The sequence below is a fragment of the Streptomyces sp. 3N207 genome (assembly GCF_052246355.1).
GTDB lineage: Bacteria > Actinomycetota > Actinomycetes > Streptomycetales > Streptomycetaceae > Streptomyces.
The window spans coordinates 220,991-245,149 of sequence record NZ_JBQQBV010000006.1 but is presented as its reverse complement, the minus strand read 5'-3'; the positions used below and the strand labels follow the sequence as shown (position 1 = coordinate 245,149).

Here is a 24,159-nt window from a genome sequence, read left to right as displayed (position 1 = left end):
GCCGCACGGACGACAGGCTGAACGACCCGTCGCGGGCAGGGCTGCCCGCGCGGGAACCCGGGTGGGCCGCCCTGCCCGCACGGGACGAGAAGGAGCACCCCGGATGCACGGATACGACCTGCTGGTCGTAGGTTCCGCCAACGCCGACCTGGTCATCGGTCTCGACCGCCGACCGGGCCCCGGCGAGACGGTGCTCGGGTCGGATCTGGCGATCCACCCGGGCGGCAAAGGCGCGAACCAGGCGGCGGCAGCCGCCCGGCTCGGCGCCCGCACCACGCTGCTGGCGCGCGTCGGCGACGACGCGTACGGCCGGATGCTGGCCGAGGCACAGCGTGCGGCGGGCGCCGCGTCGGCGGGGCTCCTCGTCGGTACGACCGACACCCCCGGCACGGTGGGCAAGGACGGCGCCGCACAGGACGCGGAAGAGGGCAAGGGCGCACCGACCGGCGTCGCTCTCATCACCGTCGATGCTGCCGGTGACAACAGCATCGTCGTCTCCCCCGGTGCCAACGCCCGGCTCACGCCGGACGATGTGGCGGCGGCACGGGACCTCTTCGAGGCTGCTGCCGTTGTCTCCCTCCAGTTGGAGATCCCCCTGGAGACGGTCGCCGCGGCGGCACGGTCGGCCGGGGAGCACGGTGCCCGGCTGGTGCTCAACCCCTCGCCCCCCGCCCGCCTGCCCGAGGACGTACTGGCCCTGTGCGACCCGCTCGTCGTCAACGAGCACGAAGCGCGGCTGCTGTTGGACGACGGGCAGTCGCTGAGTGCCGATCCTGAGGAGTGGGCGACCGCGCTTCTCGCACTGGGCCCGCGCAGCGTCGTGGTCACCCTGGGAGCCGAGGGTGCGCTGGTGGCCGGGCCCGGAGTGGGCACCGAGGCCACGGACGGGATCGGCACGGTGCGCGTACCCAGTCCGCGGGTACGCGCCGTGGACACCACCGGAGCGGGCGACGCCTTCACCGGTGCGCTCGGCTGGCGGCTGGGCCGCGGTGACGGGCTGGAGGAGGCCGTGCGCTACGCAGTACGCGTCGGCGCCCTCGCGGTCACCCGCCCGGGCGCGCAGGAGTCCTACCCCAGCGCGGAGGAGCTCCGAGCCGCCGGGCAGGAGAGAGCGGCCGACGGCCAGGAGAGAGCCGAATGAAGAAGTCCGGGATACTCAACCGCCATCTCAGCGGCGCCCTGGCACAACTCGGGCACACCGACCTGGTCGTGGTGTGCGATGTCGGGCTCCCCATCCCGGAGGGGCCGACAGTGGTGGACCTCGCCTTCCGCACCGGAGTGCCCTCCTTCGCCGAGGTGCTCACCGGACTCCTGGAGGAGCTCGAGGTCGAGGGCGCGGTCGCCGCAGCAGAGGTGGGCCGGGCCAATCCGGATTGCGCCGCGCTGCTGGACGGTCACTTCCCCGGACTGGAACTGGTGCCGCACGAGGATCTGAAGGCGCTGACCCGGCAGGCCAGACTGGTGGTGCGTACCGGTGAGGCCAGACCGTACGCCAACGTCGTGCTGCGCTGCGGAGTGCCGTTCTGAGCGCAGCAGTGCTGCGAAAACCCGCTGTGCTGCAAAAGCTTCGAAGGGCCCGGTCCGTGGACCGGGCCCTTCGTATCCCCCCTCGGGCTCCCGCTTTCTTCCCCCCAGGGAGCGCCGACACAGGTTTGACCCACCATTGAGCGAAAGGGTTGCCCAACAGTGGTGACTTTTTTCGCGTCCCTTGAGGCAGCTCGGCGCGCGGCGCTACAGGACGTGCTGGAGGTACCTCGCCGCGGTCTCCCGTAGCACCTCGGCGCCGTCCCGCTCCCACAGTGCCGGGTTGAAGATCTCCACCTCGACGGGGCCCCGGTAGCCGGCCGCCTCCGTCCATGTGCGGAAGGCCCGCAGGTCGACCGCGCCGTCCCCCAACTGGCCCCGGCCCAGCAGTACGCCCTCGGGCAGCGGCGTGACCCAGTCGGCGAGCTGGAACAGGGCGATCCGGCCCTGCTCGCCCGCCCGCGCGATCTGCTGCGGCACCCGCTCGTCCCACCACAGGTGGTAGGTGTCCACCACCACCCCCACCTCGTCGGCGGGGAACCCTTCGGCGAGTTCGAGGGCCTGGCCGAGCGTGGAGACCACGCACCGGTCGGAGGCGTACATCGGGTGCAGCGGCTCGAGCGCCATCCGTACGCCGCGCTCCCGCGCGTAGGGGGCGAGTTCCGCAAGCGCGTCGGCGATCCGTTCGCGGGCCGCCGCCAGATCCCGCTCACCGTCCTGCAGGCCGCCCGAGACGAGCACCAGGACACCGGTGCCCAGCTCGGCCGCCTCGTCGAGGGCTGCCCGGTTGTCGTCCAGCGCGGCACGGCGCGCCTTCGCCTCCCGTGCCGTGAAGAAGCCGCCCCGGCAGAGCGAGGTGACGGCCAGTCCGTGCTGGCGCATGAGGCGGGCTGCGGCAGCCGCTCCGTAAGCGCGCACCGGATCGCGCCACAGTCCGACGCCCCCGATACCCAGTTCGGCCGTCTGCCGGGCCAGTTGCGGCAGGGACAGCTGGCGGACCGTCTCCTGGTTGACCGAGAACCTGGCCAGGCCCTGCCCAGGCTGTCGGGGGCTCACTGGGCCACTCCCTGGACGGCGAGCAGCTGTTTCATCCGGTGCTCGGCACGCTCCGGGTCGGGGAAGAGGCCCAGGGAGTCGGCGAGTTCATAGGCGCGTGCCAGGTGCGGCAGGGAGCGGGCCGACTGGAGTCCGCCGACCATGGTGAAGTGCCCCTGGTGTCCGGCCAGCCAGGCGAGCAGCACCACACCGGTCTTGTAATAGCGGGTGGGCTGCTGGAAGAGGTGGCGCGCCAGAGGGACGGTCGGGTCGAGCACCGCCCGGAACTCAGCGGTGTCTCCGGAATCCAGCAGCCGTACGGCGTGCGCGGCGAGCGGGGCAAGTGGATCGAAGACGCCCAGCAGTGCGTCGCTGTGGCCCGCCTCGTCGCCCTGGATCAGCTGGGGGTAGTTGAAGTCGTCACCGGTATAGCAGGTGACGTTCTGCGGAAGCCGCCGCCGCAGTGCCACTTCACGGTCGGCGTCGAGCAGCGAGACCTTCACCCCGTCCACGCGTTCGGGATGCGCCGCGATGATGCGCAGGAAGGTGTCGGTGGCCTCGTCCAGCTCGCCGCTGCCCCAGTAGCCCTCCAGTGCGGGGTCGAACATGGGGCCCAGCCAGTGCAGCACGACAGGGCGGCTCGCCTGCCGCAACAGGGTGCCGTAAACGCGCTCGTAGTCCTCGGGACCGCGCGCGACAGCGGCCAGCGCCCGGGAGGCCATCAGGATGGCCTGCGCACCGGTGTCCTCGGTGAGCGCCAGCTGCTCCTCGTAGGCGGCGGTGATCGCAGCCAGCGCCTTCTCCCGATCCGGCGCCGGGCCCGCTCCGCGCGGGCTCAGCTGGTCGGTGCCCACGCCGCAGGCGAGCCGGCCGCCGGCCGCCTTCGCCTCGGCGGCCGAACGCCGGATCAGCTCGGCCGCACCCGCCCAGTCCAGGCCCATGCCGCGCTGTGCGGTGTCCATCGCCTCGGCCACGCCCAGCCCGTGCTCCCACAGATGGCGGCGGAAGGCGAGCGTGGCCTCCCAGTCGAGCGCTGCCGGACCGTAGGGCGAGGTGTCGGCCAGCGGGTCGGCCACCACATGCGCGGCGGCGAAGACGGTACGCGAGGCGAGCGGCACTCTCCCCGCCGTGCTGCGGGCGCCGCTGCCGTGGTGGCTGCGTACGGCCTCTGCGGGCGTTCGGCGCGGCTCGTAGGCGCGGATGCCCCCGGTGGCGAGGTCCGGCAGCCGGATCACAGCGCCAGCTCCGGTACCTCGCAGCGGCGGCCCTCGGCCGACGACTTGAGGGCGAGTTCGGCCAGCTGCACCCCGCGCGCACCCGCGAGCAGGTCCCACGGGTAGGGCCCGGCCGCGCCCTGGTCCGCGACGTGGCGCAGGAACAGCTCCCACTGCGCCTTGAAGCCGTTGGTGTCCTCGTCGCCGTCGTTGTCGGGCACCTCCTGCCACTGGTCGCGGAAGCGCTCGGTGGCGGGCAGGTCGGGGTTCCACACCGGTTTCGGGGTGCCTGCCCGGTGCTGGTAGCGGCAGCCGCGCAGCCCGGCGACGGCCGAGCCCTCGGTGCCGTCCACCTGGAACTCGACCAGCTCGTCCCGGTGCACCCGTACCGCCCAGGAGGAGTTGATCTGTGCGACGGCACCGCCCTCCAGGGTGAAGATGCCGTACGCGGCGTCGTCCGCCGTCGCCTCGTACGGCTCTCCCCGCTCGTCCCAGCGGCGCGGGATGTGGGTGGTGGCATGCGCCTGGACGGAGGTGACGCGGCCGAAGAGGTTGTGCAGCACATACTCCCAGTGCGGGAACATGTCGCTGACGATGCCGCCGCCGTCCTCCGCGCGGTAGTTCCAGGAGGGGCGCTGGGCGCTCTGCCAGTCGCCCTCGAACACCCAGTAGCCGAACTCGCCCCGCACCGACAGCACCCGGCCGAAGAAGCCGCTCTCGGCCAGCCGTGCCAGCTTGCGCAGCCCGGGCAGGAAGAGCTTGTCCTGGACGACGCCGTGTTTGATCCCCGCCCGGGACGCCGCCCTGGCCAGCTCCAGGGCGCCGTCCAGCGAGGTGGCGGTGGGCTTCTCCGCGTAGATGTGCTTGCCGGCCGCGATGGCCTTCTTGAGGGCTTCCTGGCGCGCCGAAGTGACCTGTGCGTCGAAGTAGATGTCGATGCTGTCGTCGGCCAGCACCGCGTCCAGGTCGGTGGAGACAGCCTCCGGGTCCAGCCCGTACTGGTGCGCCAGGGCGCGCAGCGCGTGCTCCCTGCGGCCCACCAGGACCGGTTCGGGCCACAGCGTCTCGCCGCCGCCGAGGTCGATGCCGCCCTCCTCGCGCAGCGCGAGGACGGAGCGTACGAGGTGCTGGCGGTGTCCCATCCGGCCGGTGACGCCGTTCATGGCGATCCGGACTGTCCTGCGTGACACGTGTGCTCGTCTCCCTGCTGTCGCGGGTGGTTAGCGGGGTAGCGGCGCGCAGTAAGCGCTTTCTGCCGCTCACCGTAGACGCAGGGGAAAGCTCGCACAAGGGACATGACACCCGGTGCGGCGGCACCGGCGCCCGTGGGAACATGTCCTCGATCGGGACGAGGCGGAGGAACGGATGGCAGTGACCCTGGCGGACGTCGCCGCACGCGCGGGCGTCTCGTCTGCGACCGTCTCCCGCGTGCTGAACAGCAACTATCCGGTCGCCGACGCCACCAGGAACCGCGTACTGCGTGCAGTGGACGAGCTGGAGTACGTGGTCAACGGCCCCGCCAGCGCGCTGGCCGCCGCCAGCTCCGACCTGCTGGGCATCCTCGTCAACGACATCGCAGACCCGTTCTTCGGCATCATCGCCGGCGCCGTACAGGGCGCACTGGAGGGCCGGCAGGGCGCTGCACACGGCGAACCGGAGGGCGGGCAGGGCGGACCGCTCCCGCAGAAGCTCGCTGTGGTCTGCAACACGGGCGGCTCGCCCGAGCGGGAGCTCACCTACCTCACGCTGCTGCAACGCCAGCGCGCCGCAGCGATCGTGCTGACCGGCGGCGCTGTGGAGGACCCGGAGCACAGTGCCGCACTGGCCGCCCGGCTGCGCCGGCTGGCCGCGGGCGGCACCCGGATCGTGCTGTGCGGCAGGCCGCCGCTGGAGGGGACGGGGACGGAACAGGCAGCCGGGCCCGGCACCTCGCAGCGCGCCCCGCACAGCGCCCCTGAACCCGCGCAGGGCGCATGCGGCACCGTACTGACAGTCGCCTTCGACAACCGCGGCGGAGCACAGGCGCTGACCGCGCATCTGCTGACGCTGGGCCACCGGCACATCGGCTATGTCGCGGGCCCGGCCGAGCGCACCACCACCCGGCACCGGCTGGAGGGCCACCGCGCCGCGCTGGCCGCGCACGGCGGCCTCGACGCAGGGCAGGCCGAGCGGCTGACCGTTCACGGCGGCGGCTACGACCGCTCCTGCGGCTACCAGGGCGCCCGCGAACTGCTGCACAGAGCACCCGGGACGACCGCCGTACTGGCCGCCAACGACACCGTCGCGCTCGGCGTCTGTGCGGCACTTCGCGAGATGGGGCTGCGGGTGCCCCAGGACGTGTCGGTGGCGGGCTTCGACGACCTGCCCTTCAGCGCCGATGCCTCCCCCTCACTGACCACCGTACGGCTGCCGCTGCACGAGGCGGGCGCCCGCGCCGGACGGCTCGCACTGGGCACCCTGCCGCCTCCGCCGGGCGGGGTGACGGCCGTGGGCCACGAACTGGTGGTCCGCGCCTCCACGGCGCCGCCGCGCGCCGGAGATTGAGCGCTCGCGCCGGCAGCCCGGTGTGGCCGACACGTGCTGTCGGCACCTTGCCGGACGGAGGGGCATCTGATCGGGTGAGCGCATGCGACTCGCGTTCTCCACTCTCGGCGTCCCCGGCATGCCCGTCCCCGAGGTGCTGCGCCTGGCCGCCCGCTCGGGCTTCCACGGGGTCGAACTGCGCGGCCACCCGGAGGAACCGGTGCACCCCGGACTCGACCGGAGTGAGCGGCAACGGGTGGTGCAGCAGTTCGCCGAGGCGGACATTGCACTGCTGAGCGTGGCCGGATACCCGCGGATGGCCGAGAGCGGCGACGACGCTCCCGTACTGGGCGAAGTGCGCGCACTGTTGGAGCTGGCACACGACCTGGGCGCACCGTACGCCCGGGTCTTCCCGGGCGGCGGCCCGGACCTCGCGGAGGGCGACACGACAGCCGTACGGCGGCTGAGGGAGGCTGCTGTGATCGCGGCCGACCTGGGCGTGCGGGTGCTGCTGGAGACGCACGACTCGCACAGCACCGGCGCCGATGCGGCGCGTGTGCTGCGCGAGGTGGACCACCCGGGCGCGGGCGCCCTGTGGGACGTGATGCACACCTGGCGCGGCGGTGAGGACCCGGAGGAGACGTACCGGCTGCTCGGCCCGTATCTGGGCTACGTACAGGTGAAGGACATCGCCTCCCGGGAGGACACCACCCCGCTGCCGCCCGGCGAGGGCGTACTGCCCCTCACGGACGTCGCGGAACTGCTCACCCGTGCAACGGACGCCGAGACGCCCGCCCCCGGGGAGGGGACGGGCGTCGAGTGGCTGTGCTGGGAGTACGAGAAGCGCTGGTACCCCGAGGTCCGTGAGCTGCCCGCGCTGCTGCCACAGGTCCGTGAGCATCTGCTGGGCCTGCTGGCCGACGCGGCCTAGTTGTCCTGGCGCACGCGGGCCGTCACACGGCCACGTGGGCGTGGACCGTCAGGGACGGAGCTGCAGCGCGTTCTTCTGCGGCTTGTCCAGCTGCTTGTCGTAGGCCGTCAGCCGCTTGGGCTTCTTGTCCGGGTCGACCTTGAGGCCGGCGAACTTCATCACCATGCGGGTGGCGGCTGCCCGGTCGTCCTCCTTGAGCGTGGCGATCTTCGCTCCGTGGTGCTGCCCGGGTGCCGTGTAGACGGCGGTGTCCTTGGTGTGCTTGCCGGGACGGAACGGCTCGGCGCCCCAGGGGTCGTTCTCGCCGTAGACGTAGAGCATCTGCGAGGAGCTGTTGCGCACCCAGCGGTCGATGTCACGCATCGCCTTGTCGTGCTTGTTGAACTCCATCGGGATGTTGCGCGGCACGTAGGTGCGCGGCACGTTCAGGCCCGGGTACTTGCGCACGTCGTCGAGGAGCGGCTCCTCGTAGTCGGGCGATCCCATCTGGGTGCCCGCCTGGTAGTAGTACGGGGTGTACGGCAGCATGCCCTGGTCGGTGCCGGCCTCCCAGCCGCCGATCTCGTTCGCCCACTTGTAGAGCGCGTCCGTGGAGGCGTCGGTGGCGGGCACCTTGTCGCACTCGCTCTCCAGGTGGTACTGCCAGAAGCCCCAGACGAGGTCCTGCCCGACCAGCTCGAACGCCTTGTCGGCACTGCCGGCCAGTTCGAAGGTGTAGTCGTTCTCCTTGGCCCACGCCTTGATGCGGGAAACCATCTCGCCGCGCCGCTCGAAGATCTCGTGCTGCGCGCCGTTCAGCAGGTCGCGGCACTCTTTGGAGCCCACGTTCTTGAAGAACTTGTAGTACGCGGAGTCCTCGTCGTTGCGGGCGTCGTTCGGGGCGACGTAGGGGACGGTGCCGTCCATGTCGTTCGGGTAGAAGCGGCGGTAGTAGGTCGCCGTCATTCCGCCCTTGCTGCCGCCGGTCGCGATCCAGTTCTTGTTGTAGATCTGCTTGAGCGCCTTATGGATGCGGTGCTGGTCGCTGGCGGCCTGCCAGATGGTCAGCTTCGACCAGTCGGCAGGCTGCGGCCGGGAGGGGGTGAAGAAGCGGTACTCCATGGAGACCTGGTTGCCGTCCGTCAGCTGCGTCGGCTCACTGCGGCTGGGTTTGGTGTTGAGGTCGTAGCCGCTGGTGAAGAAGACGGTAGGACGGTTGGTGTCCTTGTGCAGGATGGAAATGCGCTGCTTGAAGGTGCCCTTGCCGGGGCGCCGATGGTCCACCGGCTGTTCGTAATTGAGCAGGAAGAAGCGGTACCCGTCGACCGGCTTCTCCTCGATGAGGCTCATCCCGGGCACCGCGAGGATGCGGTCCTTGATATCCGTATCGGCTGCGGTACCGGCCGCGGTGGCGGCCCCCGCCGTGGCACTGCCCACGCTGAAGGTGCCTATGAGCACCACCAAAGAGAGCAGCCATCTGAGCGTTTTACGCATTCACCCTCCCCTTACTGCGCCAAAAGTCGTCGAGAACCTATCGGCGCGGGACCGGCTCCGCCAGACCCTGGCAACCGCCACGCGTACGGAATACGGAGGAGCGCACACCGCTCAGCGGTGTCGGCAGCACTGTCGGTGGCCGGGTCTACGCTGCCGTCATGACTGATCCCGCCACCCCGCCGACGCCCGCCCCGCTGGCCACGGGCCCGCGCGGGATGCGGCTGCTCTCCTTCCACCGCGAAGAGGAGGACGCCCGCTTCCCCGACGCGCCCGTGGGCTATGTCCTGCTGGCCGTGCGGCACGCGGACCGGCTGCTGATGGTCCATGTGCGCGACCGCGCCTGCTGGGAGCTGCCCGGCGGCGGCATCGAGGAGGGCGAGAGCCCGCGCCAGGCGGCAGCACGCGAACTGCGCGAGGAGACCTGCCAGCTGGTCGACCCGAGAGCACTGCGCTTCGTCGGCTTCGCGCGCACCGCTCTGGGACCTGAGCAACGGGTGCTCTACGGCGCCGTCTACACCGGCAAGCTGGCCGAAGTGCTGCCCTTCACCCCGACCGACGAGATTTCCGCCATCCACTGGCGCGCAGGTGAGGAACCGTTGCCCTACGGCGAGGTGCAGACAGTGGACGAATATGTGGTCGGCCTCTGCGGCAGCTGAGGCGCAACAGCGCATACCGCTTGTCCGACGGGACCTGCTGCCTGGCGAGCGCAGGAGGAGACGTGCGCCCCGAAGGGGCGCGGGGAACTGCGCGCCCAGCCACGACGTAGCCGCAGTCTGCGGGCGGCGGGCAGGGGCACCTCCGTCCCAGAACAGGGGAGGGCAGGACAGAATCCGTCGGACAAGCCCTGGGCGCCGCCGATCACGGGGCCAGCGCGTGCTCCGGGCCCCCCGTGGCGGGCTCGCCCGCGAAGGTGCGCCACAGCTCCGCGTAGCGTCCGCCGCGTGCCACCAGCTCCTCGTGCGTGCCGTCCTCGACGATGCGCCCGTGGTCGAGGACGACCACCCGGTCGGCGCGCGCGGCAGTCGTCAGCCGGTGCGCCACCACCAGCGTGGTGCGGGACCCGGCCAGTTGGTCGGTGGCCTGGTTGACCAGCGACTCGGTCGCCAGGTCGAGCGCCGCCGTCGCCTCGTCCAGCAGCAGGATCGCCGGGTCCACCAGTTCGGCCCTGGCCAGCGCGATCAACTGCCGCTGTCCGGCGGACAGATTGCGGCCCCGCTCGTCCACCTCGTGCAGATAGCCGCCCGACAGGGAGGCGATCATGTCGTGTGCGCCGACCGCCCGTGCCGCCGCCTCCACTTCGGCGTCCGTCGCGTCCATCCGGCCGTAGGCGATGGCGTCCCGCACGGTGCCCGGGAAGAGGTAGGGCTCCTGGGGCACCACCCCGAGCCGGTGCCGATAGCCCGTCAGGTCGATGTCGCGCAGATCGTGGCCGTCGACCAGGACGGCGCCCCCGCTCGGGTCGTAGAACCGGGCGACGAGCTTGACCAGGGTGGACTTGCCCGCGCCGGTCTCCCCCACGAAGGCGACGGTCTGCCCGGCCGGAATGGTCAGCCGGACGCCCGAGAGCGCCTCCTCGCTCTCCTGCGCACCGGCCGGGTCGGCGGTGGCGTAGCGGAAGTGCACGTCCTGGAACTCGATCCGGCCGCGCAGTGCCGTCAATTCGCGCGGAGACGCCGCCGGGGGCGTGCTGCTCTCCTCGCGCAGCAGCTCCTGGATGCGGCGCAGCGAGACGGCCGCCTGCTGGTATCCGTCGAAGACCTGTGAGAGCTGCTGTACCGGTGCGAAGAACAGCTCGATGTAGAGCAGGTAGGCCACCAGCGCGCCCGCCGTCAGTGTGTTGTTCTCGATCCGTCCCGCGCCGACGACCAGCACCGCTGCGGTTGCCACGGAAGCGAGGAGCTGAACGAAGGGGAAGTAGACGGATATCAGCCACTGGCCGCGCACCCGCGCCCGGCGGTAGCCGTCGCTGCGCCGCTCGAACTGCTCGGCGCCGCGCTCCTCTCCCCGGAACGCCTGCACCATCCGCAGCCCGGCCACCGACTCCTGAAGGTCCGCGTTGACCACGCTCACCCGCTCGCGGGCCAGTTCGTACGCCTTGACGCTCTGCCTGCGGAAGAAGACCGTCCCGACGACCAGCAGCGGCAGCGTCGCGAAGACGACCAGGGCCAGCTGTAGGTCGAGCACCAGCAGCGCGCCGAGGATGCCGAGGAAGGTGAAGAGCGAGACGACGGCGGTGACGAGGCCGGTCTGCAGGAACGTGGACAGCGCGTCCACGTCGGTCGTCATACGGGTCATCACGGCACCCGCCAAGTGCCGTTCGTAGTAGTCGAGTCCGAGCCGCTGCAACTGCGCGAAAATCTTCACCCGCAGGGCGTACAGCACCCGCTCTCCGGTGCGTCCGGTCAGCAGCAGTGAGCCGACCTGTGCGGCCCACTGGGCGACGACCACGGCCAGCGCCAGTCCGGAGGCGAACCAGACGGCGCCCAGCGCGCCCTTCTCCACGCCGTCGTCGATGCCGTGCCGGATCAGCACGGGCAGCAGCAGCCCGAACCCGGCGTCCAGCGCGGCGAAGACCAGGGCGACCAGCAGAGCGGCTCCAAAACCGCGCAGCAGGCGGCGCAGCCCGTAGGAGTCCTCCCGCCGCTCGGCGCGCTCTTCGTCCACGTCCGGGGTGTCGTCGGCGGGCGGCAGCGCGGCCACTCTGGCGAGCAGTTCGGGGCTGCCGGGCAGCCCCGCGAGTTCGGCTCCGAAGGTGCCGGGCCGTCCGGCCTGCGCGGCGGCGGTGCCGGTGCTGCCCGCCGAGGCCGCACCGTCCGCTGCCGGCTCCTGCTCGCGCACCCACAGTTCGGGGGTCACCCCGTCGATGGTGTCGTGTGCGTCGTGCACCGCCATACCGGCGGGGTCGCGCTCCACGTCGCCGAGTTCGTCCGGGTCGGTGAGCAGCCGTCGGTAGAGGGCGCAGCGCTCGGTCAGCTCCTCGTGGGTGCCGATGTCGGCCAGCCGCCCGCCTTCCAGCACCGCGATGCGGTCGGCCAGCGCGAGGGTGGACTGCCGGTGGGCGATCAGCAGCGTGGTGCGGCCCGCCATGACCTCGCGCAGCGCCTCGTGTATCTCGTGTTCCACGCGGGCGTCCACGGCCGAGGTGGCGTCGTCCAGGAGCAGCAGCCGCGGGTCGGTCAGCAGGGCGCGGGCGAGCGCGATGCGCTGCCGCTGACCGCCGGAGAGGGTCAGTCCCTGCTCGCCGACGGCGGTCTCGTAGCCGTCGGGCAGCTCCTGGATGAAGCGGTCGGCCTGCGCGGCCCGGGCGGCGGCGCGGATCTCCTCGTCGGTGGCGTCGGGTGCGCCGTAGGCGATGTTCTCCCGGAGGGAGGAGGAGAACAGGAACGGGTTCTCGGGTACGAGGCCGATGGCGGAGCGCAGGGAGTCCAGCGTCAGCTCCCGTACGTCCTGGCCGCCGACGCGCACCGCTCCGCCCGTCACGTCGTAGTAGCGCGGCAGCAGCATGGAGACGGTGGACTTTCCGCTGCCGCTGGCGCCCACCAGAGCGACCGTCTCACCGGGCTCGATGCGCAGGCTGAAGCCGTCCAGCACCGGGTTGTCCGGTGCGTAGCCGAAGGTGACGTCCTCGAACTCGACAGACGCGTCGGCGGACTTCGGCAGGGCACGCGCATGCGGGCTCTCGGCCATCTGCGGTTCGGTGTCGATCAGGTCGTAGACCCGCTCGACACCTGCCCGTGCCTGCTGTCCTACGGTGAGCATCATGGCCAGCATCCGGACGGGGCCCACCAGCTGCGCCAGGTAGGTGGAGAAGGCGACGAAGGTGCCCAGGGTGATCTCCCCGCGGGTGGCCATCCAGCCGCCGAGCGCCAGCATGCCGACCTGCCCGAGGGAGGGCACTGTCTGAAGGGCCGGGGTGTAGCGCGCGTTGAGGCGTACGGTGCGCAGCCGCCCGGCGAACAGCTTCCGGCTGATGGTCCGCAGCTTTCCGGTCTCCTGCGCTTCCTGACCGAACCCTTTCACCACGCGGACGCCGGTGACCGATCCGTCCACCACGGAGGCGACCGCACCGGCCTGCTGCTGCGCGTACCAGGTCGCCGGGAAGAGGCGCTTGCGGCTGAGGTCGGCGACCCACCACAGCAGCGGGAAGACGGCCACCGACACCAGGGTCAGCAGCGGCGAGAGGACGAACATCACGACGAGCGCCACCAGGAACAGCAGCACGTTGCCGATCATCATGGGCAGCATGAACAACAGGCTCTGCACCAGCTGGAGATCGCTGGTGCCGCGCCCGACGACCTGCCCGGTGGACAGCTCGTCCTGGCTGCGCCCGTCCAGCCGCACGATCGAGCGGTACATCTCGGTCCGCAGGTCGTGCTGGACGTCCAGCGCGAGCCGTCCGCCGTAGTAGCGGCGCGCGTAGGTCAGTACGTAGATGACGGCAGCGGCGGCGATGAGCAGCCCGATCCAGGTCCACAGGCTGCCCTTCCCGCCGACGACCACGTCATCGATGATGATCTTGGTCAGCAGCGGAACGAGGCCCATGACGGCCATGCCGCCCAGCGAGGCGCCCAGCGCGAGCACGACCGCGCGTCGGTACCGCCAGCAGTACCCGGCCAGCCGCCGCGCCCAGCCCCGCGCATCCGCACTCTCCTTCGTCACGACGTCCCCAGTCCCTTCGCGTCGGGCCCTTCCCGGCCTTCCCTGCGGAAGGCCCAACAGCAAAGGATCGGATTTTCATCCCGGGGTGCCCAGGGGCGGGATGAGCGCACCGGGGGCAGAAGGAGAGCGCACGGGGCTGAAGGAGAGCGCCGGAAGGGGAGAGGAAAATGGCGGGGGCGGCGAGGAGTGACGGGGGCCGGGGAGGAGAGGGTGACCGAAGGCGGCCCGGTGAGCCCTTGGCTCTTCCGAGGCCGCCCCGGCCACCGACGGCGCGTCCCTGGGTGCGCGCGGGCCGGCACCCCCCACGAGGCCAGCTCCGCGATCGCTCCGCGCCGTCTTCCCGCGGGATCGCTTGTGCAGTCTGTCGAGAACTTCCACGGAATGCACATCGACCGATCAAATTTAGTAACGTCCCGTATTAAACCAGTGGCGTTCCGTGACTGAGCGGATGTTTTGCCGTGTACCGTCAAGCCCATCCCGACCTGCATCGTTCGGGATGTCGAACGCGGCCAATTCCCCCCATGGGTACAGGACAGGGGCAGAACGCGCACGGGGCACCGGAAGGACACGGTCCCCAAACACGGCCGGAACCCGCTCATCCAGGCCGCCGGAACAGCCCCCTCGTCAGCCGCGAGCTGCCGCGATCTGCCGTGTCATCAGCGTCGTCAGCTCGTACGCCGTGTGCGAGGCGGCGACAGAAGTGATCTCCGCGTGGTCGTAAGCGGGCGCGACTTCCACCAGATCGGCAGAGATCAGATTGCAGTCGGACAGGCCGCGCAGGATCTCCAACAGTTCCCGCGAGGTGAGTCCGCCCGCCTCCGGAGTGCCCGTACCCGGCGCGTGCGCGGGGTCGAGCACATCGATGTCGACCGAGACGTAGAGCGGACGGTTGCCGATGCGCTGCCGCAGCTGGTCGGTCACCTCGTCCACGCCCCGCCGCATCACATCGGCGGAGGTGACGATGCCGAAGCCCATCTTGGCGTCGTCGTCCAGGTCGCGCTTCCCGTACAGCGGCCCCCTGGTGCCGACATGGGAGAGCGCCGAGGTGTCCAGCAGACCCTCCTCGACAGCGCGCCGGAACGGGGTGCCATGGGTGTAGGCGGCGCCGAAGTAGGTGTCCCAGGTATCCAGGTGCGCATCGAAGTGCAGCAGTGCCACGGGACCGTGCTTACGGGCCATCGCGCGCAGCAGCGGCAGCGCGATGGTGTGGTCGCCGCCGAGCGTCATCAGTCGGGCACCGGTCTCCAGCAGGGAGCCGGCCGCCTCCTCCACCGTCTCGACGGCTTCATTGATGTCGAACGGGTTGACTGCGATGTCCCCGGCGTCCGCGACCTGCGCCAGCGCGAACGGCGCGGCGTCCTGCGCCGGGTTGTAGGGCCGCAGCAGCCGCGACGCCTCCCGGACGGCGTTCCCGCCGAAGCGGGCGCCGGGGCGGTAGGAGACGCCGGTGTCGAACGGGACGCCCACCACGGCGACGTCGGCCCGGCCGCCCGTCTCGTCGATCCGCGGCAGCCTCGCGAAGGTCGCGGGGCCCGCGTAACGGGGCACCCGGGAGGAGTCGACGGGGCCACGGGGCGTCGGAACGCTGTCGGAGGGATGTATTTCGCTGCTGGTCATACCGTCGAGCGTAGGCGGAACGGGCTCGTCCGCCGTTGGACGGTCCGCAGGGGCGTACTGCCGCCTTTTGGACACTCCGTCCATCCCGCGGCCGCACAAGCCACAATGGCTACATGTCACAGCCTCTCTTGCCCGTGTCGCTGCCCCTGCCGCTTCCGGAAGCGCCCTCCCGTGACGAGCTGACCAGCCACTTGGTGCGCACCCGGATCGCGGGGGACGTCGCCACGCCGCGGGAGAACAACCTGTCCCACTACCGCAAGCTCGCCAACGGCGACCGCCACTACTGGCTCGGCCTGGAGCTGGGCGACCGGTGGGCGGACGAACAGGACGTGCTGGCGGTGATGGCCGAGCGGTGCGGCGTCAACGACGACCCGGACTACCGCACGGGCCAGGACACCATCGACCCGGAGCTGACCGTGGCTGCGCTCGACCGGGCAGCCGCCGAGCTGCGCAAGGCGGCCGAGGGGCGCAGCCGGGTGCTGTTCGCCACCGGTCACCCGGGGGCGCTGCTCGACATGCACGGCACCCTCGCCGCCGCACTGCGTGCGGCCGGGTGCGACATCGTCCGCACTCCGCTGAACGTCTTCGCGGACGAGGGCGTCATCGTGCAGTTCCAGGGGGTCGCCGTCTACGAGCGGGGCGCCTCCCTGTGGCACACCCACTCCCCCGAGCCGATGGCGGGCGTGCTGCACGCTCTGGAGCAGGCCGGAGAGCCGCTGCCCGACCTGGTGGTGGCCGACCACGGCTGGGCGGGCCGCGCGGCACAGCACGGACTGACCGCTGTCGGGTTCGCCGACTGCAACGACCCCGCGCTCTTCCTGGGCGAGGCGGAGGGCACCCTGGAGGTCACCGTGCCCCTGGACGACCACGTGGTCGACCCGCGCTTCTACGAGCCGATGACGGCCTACCTGCTCGCCGCTGCGGGGCTGACCGGCTGACCGCCGCTCCCCCCGCGGGGCCCGGACAACGCCCTCCTGGATGACGGAGACGACCAGCCGGCCGTCCCGGGTGAAGATCCTCCCCCTGGCGAGTCCTCTGCCGCCCTGTGCCGTGGGGGACTCCTGGTCGTAGAGCAGCCACTCGTCCGCGCGGAACGGACGGTGGAACCACATGGCGTGGTCCAGGCTGGCCCCGACCACATCGCCGACCGCCCAGCCGCCCCTGCCGTGCGCGAGCAGCACGGAGTCCAGCAGCGTCATGTCCGAGACGTAGGTCGCCAGACAGATGTGCAGCATCGGGTCGTCCAGCTCGCCGTCCAGCTTCCCGTTGGTGCGGAACCACACCTGGGAGCGCGGCTCACCCGGCCTGCCCACCCTGCCGAACGGCGGCTCCTCGACATACCGCAGATCCACCGCGGCCCGCGCCCGCAGCAGCCGCTCGGGCACCTGAGGGTCGGCGAAAAGCTCCCGGTAGCGCGGCAGGATCTCCTCCGCGGTCGGCAGCGTCTCCGGGTCGGGCGCCTGGGGCATCGGCTCCTGATGCTCCATCCCTTCCTCGTACACCTGGAACGAGGCGGACAGATGGAAGATCGGCTGCCCGTGCTGTACGGCCACCACCCGGCGCGTGGTGAAGGACCGCCCGTCGCGTATCCGGTCCACTGTGTAGACGATGTGCGCCCCCGGGTCGCCGGGGCGCAGGAAGTACGCGTGCAGGGAGTGCGGCAGCCGCCCGGCGGGAACGGTGCGGCAGGCGGCGACGAGTGCCTGGGCGGCGACCTGCCCGCCGAAGACCCGGGGGACGACGGCGGGACGGCTGCTGCCGCGGAAGATGTCCTGCTCGACGCGCTCCAGGTCGAGCAGGTCGAGCAGGGACGTCAGTTCTTGGCTCATGTTCCTGATTCTGCCGAGGGGGGCTGCGGCGCGGTCCCGCCGCTCACCGGCCCGTGGTCCGGCACGGTCGCCTCGCTCACAGGCCCATGGACTTCGCGACGATGGACCGCATGACCTCACTGGTGCCGCCGTAGATGCGCGAGACGCGGGTGTCGGCGTACAGGTTGGCGATCGGGTACTCCAGCATGTAGCCGTAACCGCCGTGCAGCTGCAGGCACTTGTCGATCACCCGGGCGGCGATCTCGGTGGTGAACAGCTTGGCCGAGGCGGCGTCCGCGGGCGTCAACTCGCCGGCGTCCAGCGCCTCCAGGGCGCGGTCCACGACGGCCTCCATCGCGTCCACGTCCGCCTTGCAGTCGGCGAGCACGAACTTGGTGTTCTGGAAGGAGGCCACCTCCTTGCCGAAGACCGTCCGCTCCTTGACGTACTGGTGGGCGAAGCGCACGGCAGCCGCGGACATCGCGTAAGCGCCGATGGCGATGCCGAGCCGCTCCTGCGGCAGGTTGTGCGTGAGGTAGGAGAACGCCTTGCCCTCCTCGCCCAGCAGGTCCTCCACGGGCACCTTGACGTCGGTGAAGGACAGTTCGGCGGTGTCGGAGGTACGCAGCCCGAGCTTGTCGAGCTTGCGGCCGACCGCGTAGCCCTCGCTCTTGGCGTCCACCACGAGGATGGAGATACCGCCGCGCCGGTCCTCAGGAGTCGGGGGCGCGGTACGGGCGCAGACCAGGACGCGGTCGGCCTGGACGCCGCCGGTGATGAAGGTCTTGGCGCCGTTGAGGATGTAGTGCCTGCCGTCCTCGGAGAGCTTGGCGGTGGTCTTCATCCCGGCCAGGTCGGAGCCGGTACCCGGCTCGGTCATGGCGATGGCGGTCATCATCTCGCCGGAGACGAAGTCGGGCAGCCAGCGCTTCTTCTGCTCCTCGTCGGCGTACTTGAGCAGGTACGGGAGGCAGAGCGCGGTGTGCACACCGGAGCCACCGAAGCTGACGCCCGCGCGGGCGCACTCCTCGGTGATCACGGCGTTGTACTTGAAGCTGGTCTCACCCGCGCCGCCGTACTCCTCGGGGACCTCGATGCCGAAGACGCCCAGTTCGCCGAGCTTCTTGTAGAACTCCTTGGGCACATAGCCCTGCTCGGCCCACTGCGGGTAGTAGGGCACGACCTCCGCCGCGATGAAGTCGCGGATCGTCTGGCGGAACGCTTCGTGGTCCTCGTTGAACACCGTGCGGCGCACAGCACGCCTCCTCGTCACCTTGGCGATGGCTAAGCGCTTGCTCAGCCTATGGGAGCCAAAGCTACCGAGCGGTCAGCTCGACTGTCCAGGGCAGCCCCTGGCCGCCGGGCAGCGCGACACCTCCGCGGCCTCGGCCTCCGCCGCCTCGACTCTGGTTGCCCAGCGGGCTTTCAGGTGTTGCCCGGCGGACTCCCGGGGGTTACTCGGCGGGCTCTTCGGGCGCCGCGGCCGAGAGGGCGCCGCGTGCCAGGCGGTGCAGCAGCGCGGCCGTCGTCTCCCGGTCGGGCAGCACCGAGGGGCCGCTCAGATGCGGCGTCGAGTTCAGCAGCCCGAAGACGGTGTGCACCGAGACCCGGGCCTCCAGCTCGGTCAGATCCGGATACAGCGCACGGACGGCGGAGACCCACAGCTCGACGTACTGCCGCTGGAGCTTGCGGACCTGCTTGCGGTCGGCCTCCCGCAGCCGGTCCAGCTCACGGTCGTGGAGGGTGATCAGCTCGCGGTCGTCCAGCGCGAAGTCGATATGCCCCTCGATCAGCGCGTCCAGCGCCGCATCCGGAGGCAGGCCCGCCGTCGCGGACTCCTCGGATCTGCGCCGCCCTCCTTCGTAGAGCCGCTCGCTGATCCCCACCAGCAACTCGGCGAGCATCGCGTCCTTGCCCGCGAAGTGGCGGTAGAGGCCGGGGCCGCTGATACCGACGGCGGCTCCTATCTCGTCGACACCCACCCCGTGGAAACCACGCTCGGCGAAGAGCCGAGCTGCCTCCCGCAGGATCTGCTCCCGTCGGCTGGGTGCGGCTGTGCCTGCCGTCTTCGTGCTCATGCAGACCATTCTAGACAGCCGCGTTAGTGAGCGTTAACCTGGAGGCATCGAGTTAACGACGGCTAACCGATGTCCGGTTCTGGCGTCGGCTCGTGGTGCGCCGCGCCGGCTGTGCGGTGGCGTGGCGCGCGACTTGTTGTGGGTGGTGACGTGCGAGCAAGGGGGCTGGCCGAATGGACGAGCGAGCAGTGCGGGACGTGAGCGGGCACGGGCCCGCGGCGCCACGCCTGGGGAGCGCCCTCGACCCGGGCTCGGACACGGCGGCGGAGAACCGCAGGGCCCACCGCGAGCTGGCCGGGCAGCTCCGCGAAAAACTGGCGCGTGCCCGGCTGGGCGGCGGCGCCCGGGCCCGGGAGCGGCACACCGCACGCGGCAAGCTGCTGCCGCGCGAGCGGGTGGACGCCCTGCTGGATCCCGGCTCCCCCTTCCTGGAGCTCTCCCCGCTGGCTGCGGACGGGATGTACGAGGACGCGGCCCCGGCCGCGGGAGTGATCGCCGGCATCGGGCGGGTCTCAGGGCGTGAGGCGGTGATCGTCGCCAACGACGCCACGGTCAAGGGCGGCACCTACTACCCCATGACGGTCAAGAAGCATCTGCGTGCCCAGGAGATCGCCCTGGAGAACCGGCTGCCGTGTCTCTATCTGGTCGACTCGGGCGGCGCATTCCTGCCGATGCAGGACGAGGTCTTCCCCGACCGCGAGCACTTCGGCCGCATCTTCTACAACCAGGCCCGGATGTCCGCCTCCGGCGTCCCGCAGATCGCCGCCGTCCTCGGCTCCTGCACGGCGGGCGGCGCCTACGTCCCGGCGATGAGCGACGAGGCGGTGATCGTGCGTGAGCAGGGCACGATCTTCCTGGGCGGCCCGCCGCTTGTGAAGGCCGCGACCGGCGAGGTGGTCACTGCCGAGGAGCTGGGCGGCGGTGAGACGCACGCCCGGATCTCAGGCGTCACCGACCACCTCGCCGAGGACGACGCGCACGCGCTGCGCATCGTCCGTCATATCGTCGCCACCCTGCCCGCGCCCCCGGCCGCCTCGGCCCTCCCCTGGGCGGTGCGCCCCACGGAGGAGCCGGCCCTGGACCCCGCGCGGCTCTACGACGTGGTGCCGGCCGACTCCCGCACGCCCTACGACGTGCACGAGGTCATCGCCCGCCTGGTGGACGGCTCCTGCTTCCAGGAGTTCAAGGCGGAGTACGGCACCACGCTGGTCACCGGGTTCGCCCATATCCACGGCCACCCGGTCGGGGTGGTGGCCAACAACGGCATCCTCTTCTCCGAGTCGGCCCAGAAGGGCGCCCACTTCATCGAGCTGTGCGACCAGCGCGGCATCCCGCTGCTCTTCCTCCAGAACATCTCGGGCTTCATGGTCGGCAAGGACTACGAGGCGGGCGGCATCGCCAAGCACGGCGCCAAGATGGTCACCGCCGTGGCCTGCGCCCGGGTGCCGAAGCTGACGGTCGTGATCGGCGGCTCCTACGGCGCAGGCAACTACTCGATGTGCGGCCGGGCCTACAGCCCCCGCTTTCTGTGGATGTGGCCGAACGCCAAGATCTCGGTGATGGGTGGCGAACAGGCCGCCTCGGTGCTCGCCACCGTCAAACGGGACCAGATGGAGGCGCGCGGCGAGGAGTGGAGCGCGGAGGAGGAAGAGGAGTTCCGTGCCCCCGTCCGCGCGCAGTACGAGACCCAGGGCAATGCGTACTACGCCACCGCCCGGCTGTGGGACGACGGGGTGATCGACCCGCTGGAGACCCGCCAGGTGCTGGGGCTGGCGCTGACCGCCTGCGCCAACGCCCCCCTGCCGCAGCGCGATCCGGAGGCGCCCCGCTTCGGCGTCTTCCGGATGTGAGGGGGCGGGACATGACACAGCCGAGCGTTGAAGTCGGGGCCAGGAGCAAGAGGGCCAGGAGCGACGGGATCGTGAGGGCGAGGAGAGGGCCGATGTTCGACACGGTGCTGGTGGCCAACCGCGGCGAGATCGCGGTGCGGGTGATCCGCACACTGCGGAGGCTCGGAATCCGTTCCGTCGCGGTGCACAGCGACGCGGACGCCGACGCCCGCCATGTGCGGGAGGCCGACACCGCTGTGCGGATCGGGCCCGCGGCGGCGGTCCACAGCTATCTGAGCGCGGACCGGCTGCTGGAGGCGGCACAGCGCAGCGGCGCCCAGGCCGTCCACCCGGGGTACGGATTCCTCGCGGAGAACGCGGCATTCGCCCGGCGCTGCGCGGAGGCGGGCCTCGCCTTCATCGGGCCGTCCGCTGAGGCCATCGAGCTGATGGGCGACAAGATCCGCGCCAAGGAGACGGTGCGTGAGGCGGACGTCCCGGTGGTTCCGGGCTCCTCGGGCAGCGGGCTGACCGATGCGGAACTGGCCGTCGCGGCACGGGAGACGGGCCTCCCGGTGCTGCTCAAGCCGTCGGCCGGTGGCGGCGGCAAGGGCATGCGGCTGGTGCGCGACGAGGCGGCACTGCCCGACGAGATCGCCGCAGCGCGCCGCGAGGCCAGGGGCGCGTTCGGCGACGACGGGCTGCTGGTGGAGCGGTGGATCGACCGGCCCCGGCATATCGAGATCCAGGTGCTGGCGGACGGCCACGGCAATGTGCTGCATCTGGGAGAGCGCGAGTGCTCACTCCAGCGCCGCCACCAGAAGATCGTCGAGGAGGCCCCCAGTCCGCTGCTGGACGCGGCGACGCGGGAAGCCATGGGCCGGGCGGCGGTGAACGCGGCACGCTCGTGCGGCTATCTGGGCGCGGGGACGGTGGAGTTCATCGTGCCGGGCGACGGCTCCGGGTCGTACTACTTCATGGAGATGAACACCCGGCTCCAGGTGGAACACCCGGTCACCGAGTTGATCACCGGGCTCGATCTGGTGGAGTGGCAGTTGCGGGTCGCCGCCGGGGAGCCGCTGCCCTTCACGCAGAAGGACATCGCCCTGGACGGGCACGCGGTGGAGGCCCGGATCTGCGCGGAGACTGCACGCCTCGCGCCAGGTGCCGAGAACGGCCGCGTGGATTTCCTGCCCTCGGCCGGGAGGGTGCTGCTGCTGGAGGAACCGCAGGGCGAGGGGGTACGCACGGACTCCGGGCTGATCGAGGGCACGGAGGTGGGCACGACGTACGACCCGATGCTCGCCAAGGTCATAGCGTGGGGCCCCGACCGGGCCGCGGCGCTGCGTGGGCTGCGGGCGGCGCTGGCGCGGACGACGGTCCTGGGGGTGGACACCAACACGGCGTTCCTGCGCGCTCTGCTGGCCCACCCCGAGGTCGCCTCGGGCGAGCTGGACACCGGACTGGTGGACCGGGCGGCGGCCGGGCTGTTGCCCGACGGCGTGCCCCAGGAGGTGTACGGCGCGGCAGCACTGCTGCGGCAGGCGGCGCTCACCCCGGACACCGGTACGGCGCAGCTCCCCACCGGCACACCGGGTGCCGCTCCGGAGGCCGGGCCGACTCCGGGGGGCGGGGCCACCGGCTGGGTCAGCCCGTTCTCGGTGCCGTCCGGGTGGCGGCTCGGCGGGCAGCGGGCCTGGACGGTGCACCATCTGCGGGTGCCCGGCCGCGATCCGGTGGCGGTGCGGGTCCGCCCGGCCGCGCCGGACGGCAGGCGCCCCGAAGGGCCTCCGGCTCCGGGCGAGATGGAGGTCAGCGTCGACGGCGCCACCCCGGTGCGGGCGCGGCTGGCGCCGGGCGCGGCGGCCGACGGTCCGACGGTGCGGCTCGACTGGGACGGCATGAGCCGCACCTTCACCCGCGCCCTGTGCATGGACGGCGACACCCCGGGGGTGTGGCTGGGCCGGGACGGCGAAGCCTGGCAGGTGCGCGGCCACGATCCGGTGGCGGACGCTCTGCGGCGGGCCGGGAGCGCGCACGGTGCCGACGCGCTGACGGCACCCATGCCCGGCACCGTCACCGTGGTCAAGGCCGCCGTCGGCGACGAGGTGGCGGCGGGCCAGAGCCTGCTGGTGGTGGAGGCCATGAAGATGGAACACGTCATCACGGCGCCGCACGCCGGCCGGGTGGCCGAGCTGGAGGTGACGGCGGGCAGCACGGTGGCGATGGACCAGGTGCTCGCTGTGGTGGACCCGTACGAGGACGGCGAGCCGGCGGCCGGAACGGAGGCGGCGGAATGACGGACGTGACGACCCCCACGACACCAGGCGGCCGGCCCGGCGGTTCACCGGCGGACCTGCCCATGGTCTTCCCGCTGGAGGGCGAGGGAAGTCTGCCGGCCCGGGTGCGGATCCATGAGGTGGGCCCGCGGGACGGACTGCAGAACGAGTCGGCGATCGTCCCGGTCGAGGTGAAGGCGGAATTCATCGAACGGCTGGCGGCGGCGGGGCTGAGCACCGTGGAGGCCACCAGCTTCGTGCACCCCAAGTGGGTCCCCCAACTCGCCGACGCGGAGGAGCTGTTTCTGCGGCTGAGCGGTCTGGCGGAGGTGCGGCTGCCGGTGCTGGTGCCCAACGCGCGCGGGCTGGAGCGGGCGCTGACGCTGGGGGCGCGTGAGGTGGCTGTGTTCGCCAGCGCCACCGAGTCGTTCGCCAAGGCCAATCTGAACCGCACGGTCGACGGTGCACTGGAGATGTTCGAGCCCGTGGTGACCCGCGCCAAGCACGAGGGCCTTCGGGTGCGCGGCTATCTGTCGATGTGCTTCGGCGACCCATGGGAGGGCCCCGTCCCCGTCGAGCAGGTGGTCCGGGTGTGCCAGGCACTGGCCGGCATGGGCTGCGACGAGCTGAGCCTGGGCGACACCATCGGCGTCGCCACCCCCGGCCATGTCCACGCCCTCCTCACGGCGCTAGGCACCGCGGGGCTGCCCACGACGGCCGAAACCGGCGCTTCCAGCACTCCCCGTACTCCTGACGCTCCCGGTACTTCCAGCACTCCCGACGCTCCCAGCGCTCCCCGCCCTCCCGGCACTCCTGGCACTCCCAACGTTCCCAGCGCTCCCCGCCCTCCCGGCTCCACGCCACCGGCCCGCCCCGTACTCGCCGTGCACTTCCACGACACCTACGGCCAGGCCCTCGCCAACACCCTCGCGGCGCTTCAGCACGGGGTGGCCACGGTGGACGCCTCGGCCGGCGGGCTGGGCGGCTGCCCGTACGCCAAGAGCGCCACCGGAAACCTCGCCACCGAAGACCTCGTCTGGATGCTGCACGGCCTCGGCATCGAAACGGGAGTCGACCTGGCCCGGCTCAGCGCCACCAGCCACTGGATGGCCGAGCAACTGGGCCGACCAAGCCCGTCCCGTACGGTCCGCGCCCTCACCGGCACGGCCTCCCCCAAGGAGCAGTGACC

17 protein-coding genes and 1 pseudogene are annotated in these 24,159 nt (G+C 71.5%); 9 read left to right on the top strand and 9 right to left on the bottom strand.

From position 1 onward, the window contains the following. Window positions 1-103: 103 nt before the first annotated feature. Both ACTWP9_RS12545 and rbsD read left to right on the top strand, forming a co-directional pair. Window positions 104-1,141 carry a ribokinase gene (locus tag ACTWP9_RS12545; RefSeq protein WP_443246151.1) on the top strand — a complete coding sequence of 346 codons (1,038 nt, stop codon included), beginning with the start codon at window positions 104-106 and terminating at the stop codon, window positions 1,139-1,141. After that, window positions 1,138-1,527 carry a D-ribose pyranase gene (gene rbsD / locus ACTWP9_RS12540; RefSeq protein ID WP_443246150.1) on the top strand — a complete coding sequence of 130 codons (390 nt, stop codon included), beginning with the start codon at window positions 1,138-1,140 and terminating at the stop codon, window positions 1,525-1,527. The genes ACTWP9_RS12545 and rbsD overlap by 4 nt, the downstream gene beginning before the upstream one ends. Before the next feature lie 204 nt (window positions 1,528-1,731). Here rbsD and ACTWP9_RS12535 read toward each other — a convergent pair whose 3' ends face one another. The 3 genes from ACTWP9_RS12535 to ACTWP9_RS12525 are packed head-to-tail and all read right to left on the bottom strand — an operon-like array spanning window position 1,732 to window position 4,963. Next, complete coding sequence (locus tag ACTWP9_RS12535; protein WP_443246149.1) at window positions 1,732-2,580, bottom strand: sugar phosphate isomerase/epimerase family protein; 849 nt, start codon at window positions 2,578-2,580, stop codon at window positions 1,732-1,734. Next, complete coding sequence (locus ACTWP9_RS12530) at window positions 2,577-3,794, bottom strand: dihydrodipicolinate synthase family protein (protein ID WP_443246148.1); 1,218 nt, start codon at window positions 3,792-3,794, stop codon at window positions 2,577-2,579. The genes ACTWP9_RS12535 and ACTWP9_RS12530 overlap by 4 nt, the downstream gene beginning before the upstream one ends. Further along, a complete protein-coding gene (locus tag ACTWP9_RS12525) occupies window positions 3,791-4,963 on the bottom strand; it encodes a Gfo/Idh/MocA family protein (RefSeq protein ID WP_443246147.1) in 1,173 nt (390 codons plus the stop codon). Before ACTWP9_RS12525 ends, ACTWP9_RS12530 begins: the two co-directional genes overlap by 4 nt. Window positions 4,964-5,138: 175 nt before the next feature. Between ACTWP9_RS12525 and ACTWP9_RS12520 the strand changes: the two genes are divergently transcribed. Together ACTWP9_RS12520 and ACTWP9_RS12515 are read left to right on the top strand one after the other, a co-directional pair. Further along, complete coding sequence (locus ACTWP9_RS12520; RefSeq protein WP_443246146.1) at window positions 5,139-6,317, top strand: LacI family DNA-binding transcriptional regulator; 1,179 nt, start codon at window positions 5,139-5,141, stop codon at window positions 6,315-6,317. A gap of 82 nt (window positions 6,318-6,399) precedes the next feature. After that, window positions 6,400-7,227 (top strand): sugar phosphate isomerase/epimerase family protein, encoded by an 828-nt coding sequence (locus ACTWP9_RS12515; protein WP_443246145.1) that lies wholly within the window; start codon window positions 6,400-6,402, stop codon window positions 7,225-7,227. A gap of 48 nt (window positions 7,228-7,275) precedes the next feature. Here the strand turns inward: ACTWP9_RS12515 and ACTWP9_RS12510 are convergent, their stop codons facing one another. Then, the gene (locus ACTWP9_RS12510; protein WP_443246144.1) at window positions 7,276-8,700 is read right to left on the bottom strand and encodes a S28 family serine protease; all 1,425 of its coding nucleotides are present in this window, start codon (window positions 8,698-8,700) and stop codon (window positions 7,276-7,278) included. Window positions 8,701-8,858: 158 nt separating this feature from the next. On the opposite strand from ACTWP9_RS12510, the gene ACTWP9_RS12505 reads away from it, so the two are divergent. Continuing rightward, window positions 8,859-9,356, top strand: coding sequence for an NUDIX hydrolase (locus tag ACTWP9_RS12505; protein WP_443246143.1), 498 nt, complete (start codon window positions 8,859-8,861; stop codon window positions 9,354-9,356). 202 nt (window positions 9,357-9,558) lie between these two features. Here the strand turns inward: ACTWP9_RS12505 and ACTWP9_RS12500 are convergent, their stop codons facing one another. Next, window positions 9,559-13,359 (bottom strand): ABC transporter ATP-binding protein, encoded by a 3,801-nt coding sequence (locus ACTWP9_RS12500; protein WP_443246142.1) that lies wholly within the window; start codon window positions 13,357-13,359, stop codon window positions 9,559-9,561. Window positions 13,360-13,983: 624 nt separating this feature from the next. Next, complete coding sequence (gene speB / locus ACTWP9_RS12495; RefSeq protein WP_443246141.1) at window positions 13,984-14,976, bottom strand: agmatinase; 993 nt, start codon at window positions 14,974-14,976, stop codon at window positions 13,984-13,986. Window positions 14,977-15,089: 113 nt separating this feature from the next. Between speB and ACTWP9_RS12490 the strand changes: the two genes are divergently transcribed. Continuing rightward, window positions 15,090-15,914: a phosphatase gene (locus ACTWP9_RS12490; RefSeq protein WP_443246140.1), complete on the top strand. Its 825-nt coding sequence runs from the start codon at window positions 15,090-15,092 to the stop codon at window positions 15,912-15,914. Window positions 15,915-15,923: 9 nt separating this feature from the next. Here the strand turns inward: ACTWP9_RS12490 and tesB are convergent. From tesB to ACTWP9_RS12475, 3 genes and pseudogenes are all read right to left on the bottom strand, one after another. Continuing rightward, window positions 15,924-16,805 (bottom strand): annotated as a pseudogene (tesB, locus tag ACTWP9_RS12485) (acyl-CoA thioesterase II); the annotation flags it as partial. A 76-nt stretch (window positions 16,806-16,881) separates the two neighbouring features. Then, window positions 16,882-18,039 carry an acyl-CoA dehydrogenase family protein gene (locus ACTWP9_RS12480; protein ID WP_443246139.1) on the bottom strand — a complete coding sequence of 386 codons (1,158 nt, stop codon included), beginning with the start codon at window positions 18,037-18,039 and terminating at the stop codon, window positions 16,882-16,884. Window positions 18,040-18,238: 199 nt separating this feature from the next. After that, window positions 18,239-18,862, bottom strand: a complete 624-nt coding sequence (locus tag ACTWP9_RS12475; RefSeq protein WP_443246138.1) for an SACE_7040 family transcriptional regulator — start codon at window positions 18,860-18,862, stop codon at window positions 18,239-18,241. Between the two features lie 173 nt (window positions 18,863-19,035). Between ACTWP9_RS12475 and ACTWP9_RS12470 the strand changes: the two genes are divergently transcribed. The 3 genes from ACTWP9_RS12470 (at window position 19,036) to ACTWP9_RS12460 (ending at window position 24,157) form a co-directional block, all read left to right on the top strand. Further along, a complete protein-coding gene (locus ACTWP9_RS12470) occupies window positions 19,036-20,712 on the top strand; it encodes a carboxyl transferase domain-containing protein (RefSeq protein WP_443246137.1) in 1,677 nt (558 codons plus the stop codon). 92 nt (window positions 20,713-20,804) lie between these two features. Beyond that, the gene (locus ACTWP9_RS12465; protein ID WP_443246136.1) at window positions 20,805-22,991 is read left to right on the top strand and encodes an ATP-binding protein; all 2,187 of its coding nucleotides are present in this window, start codon (window positions 20,805-20,807) and stop codon (window positions 22,989-22,991) included. After that, entirely contained in the window at window positions 22,988-24,157 is a 1,170-nt protein-coding gene (locus ACTWP9_RS12460) for a hydroxymethylglutaryl-CoA lyase (RefSeq protein WP_443246135.1), read from the top strand. The genes ACTWP9_RS12465 and ACTWP9_RS12460 overlap by 4 nt, the downstream gene beginning before the upstream one ends. Window positions 24,158-24,159 lie beyond the last annotated feature (2 nt).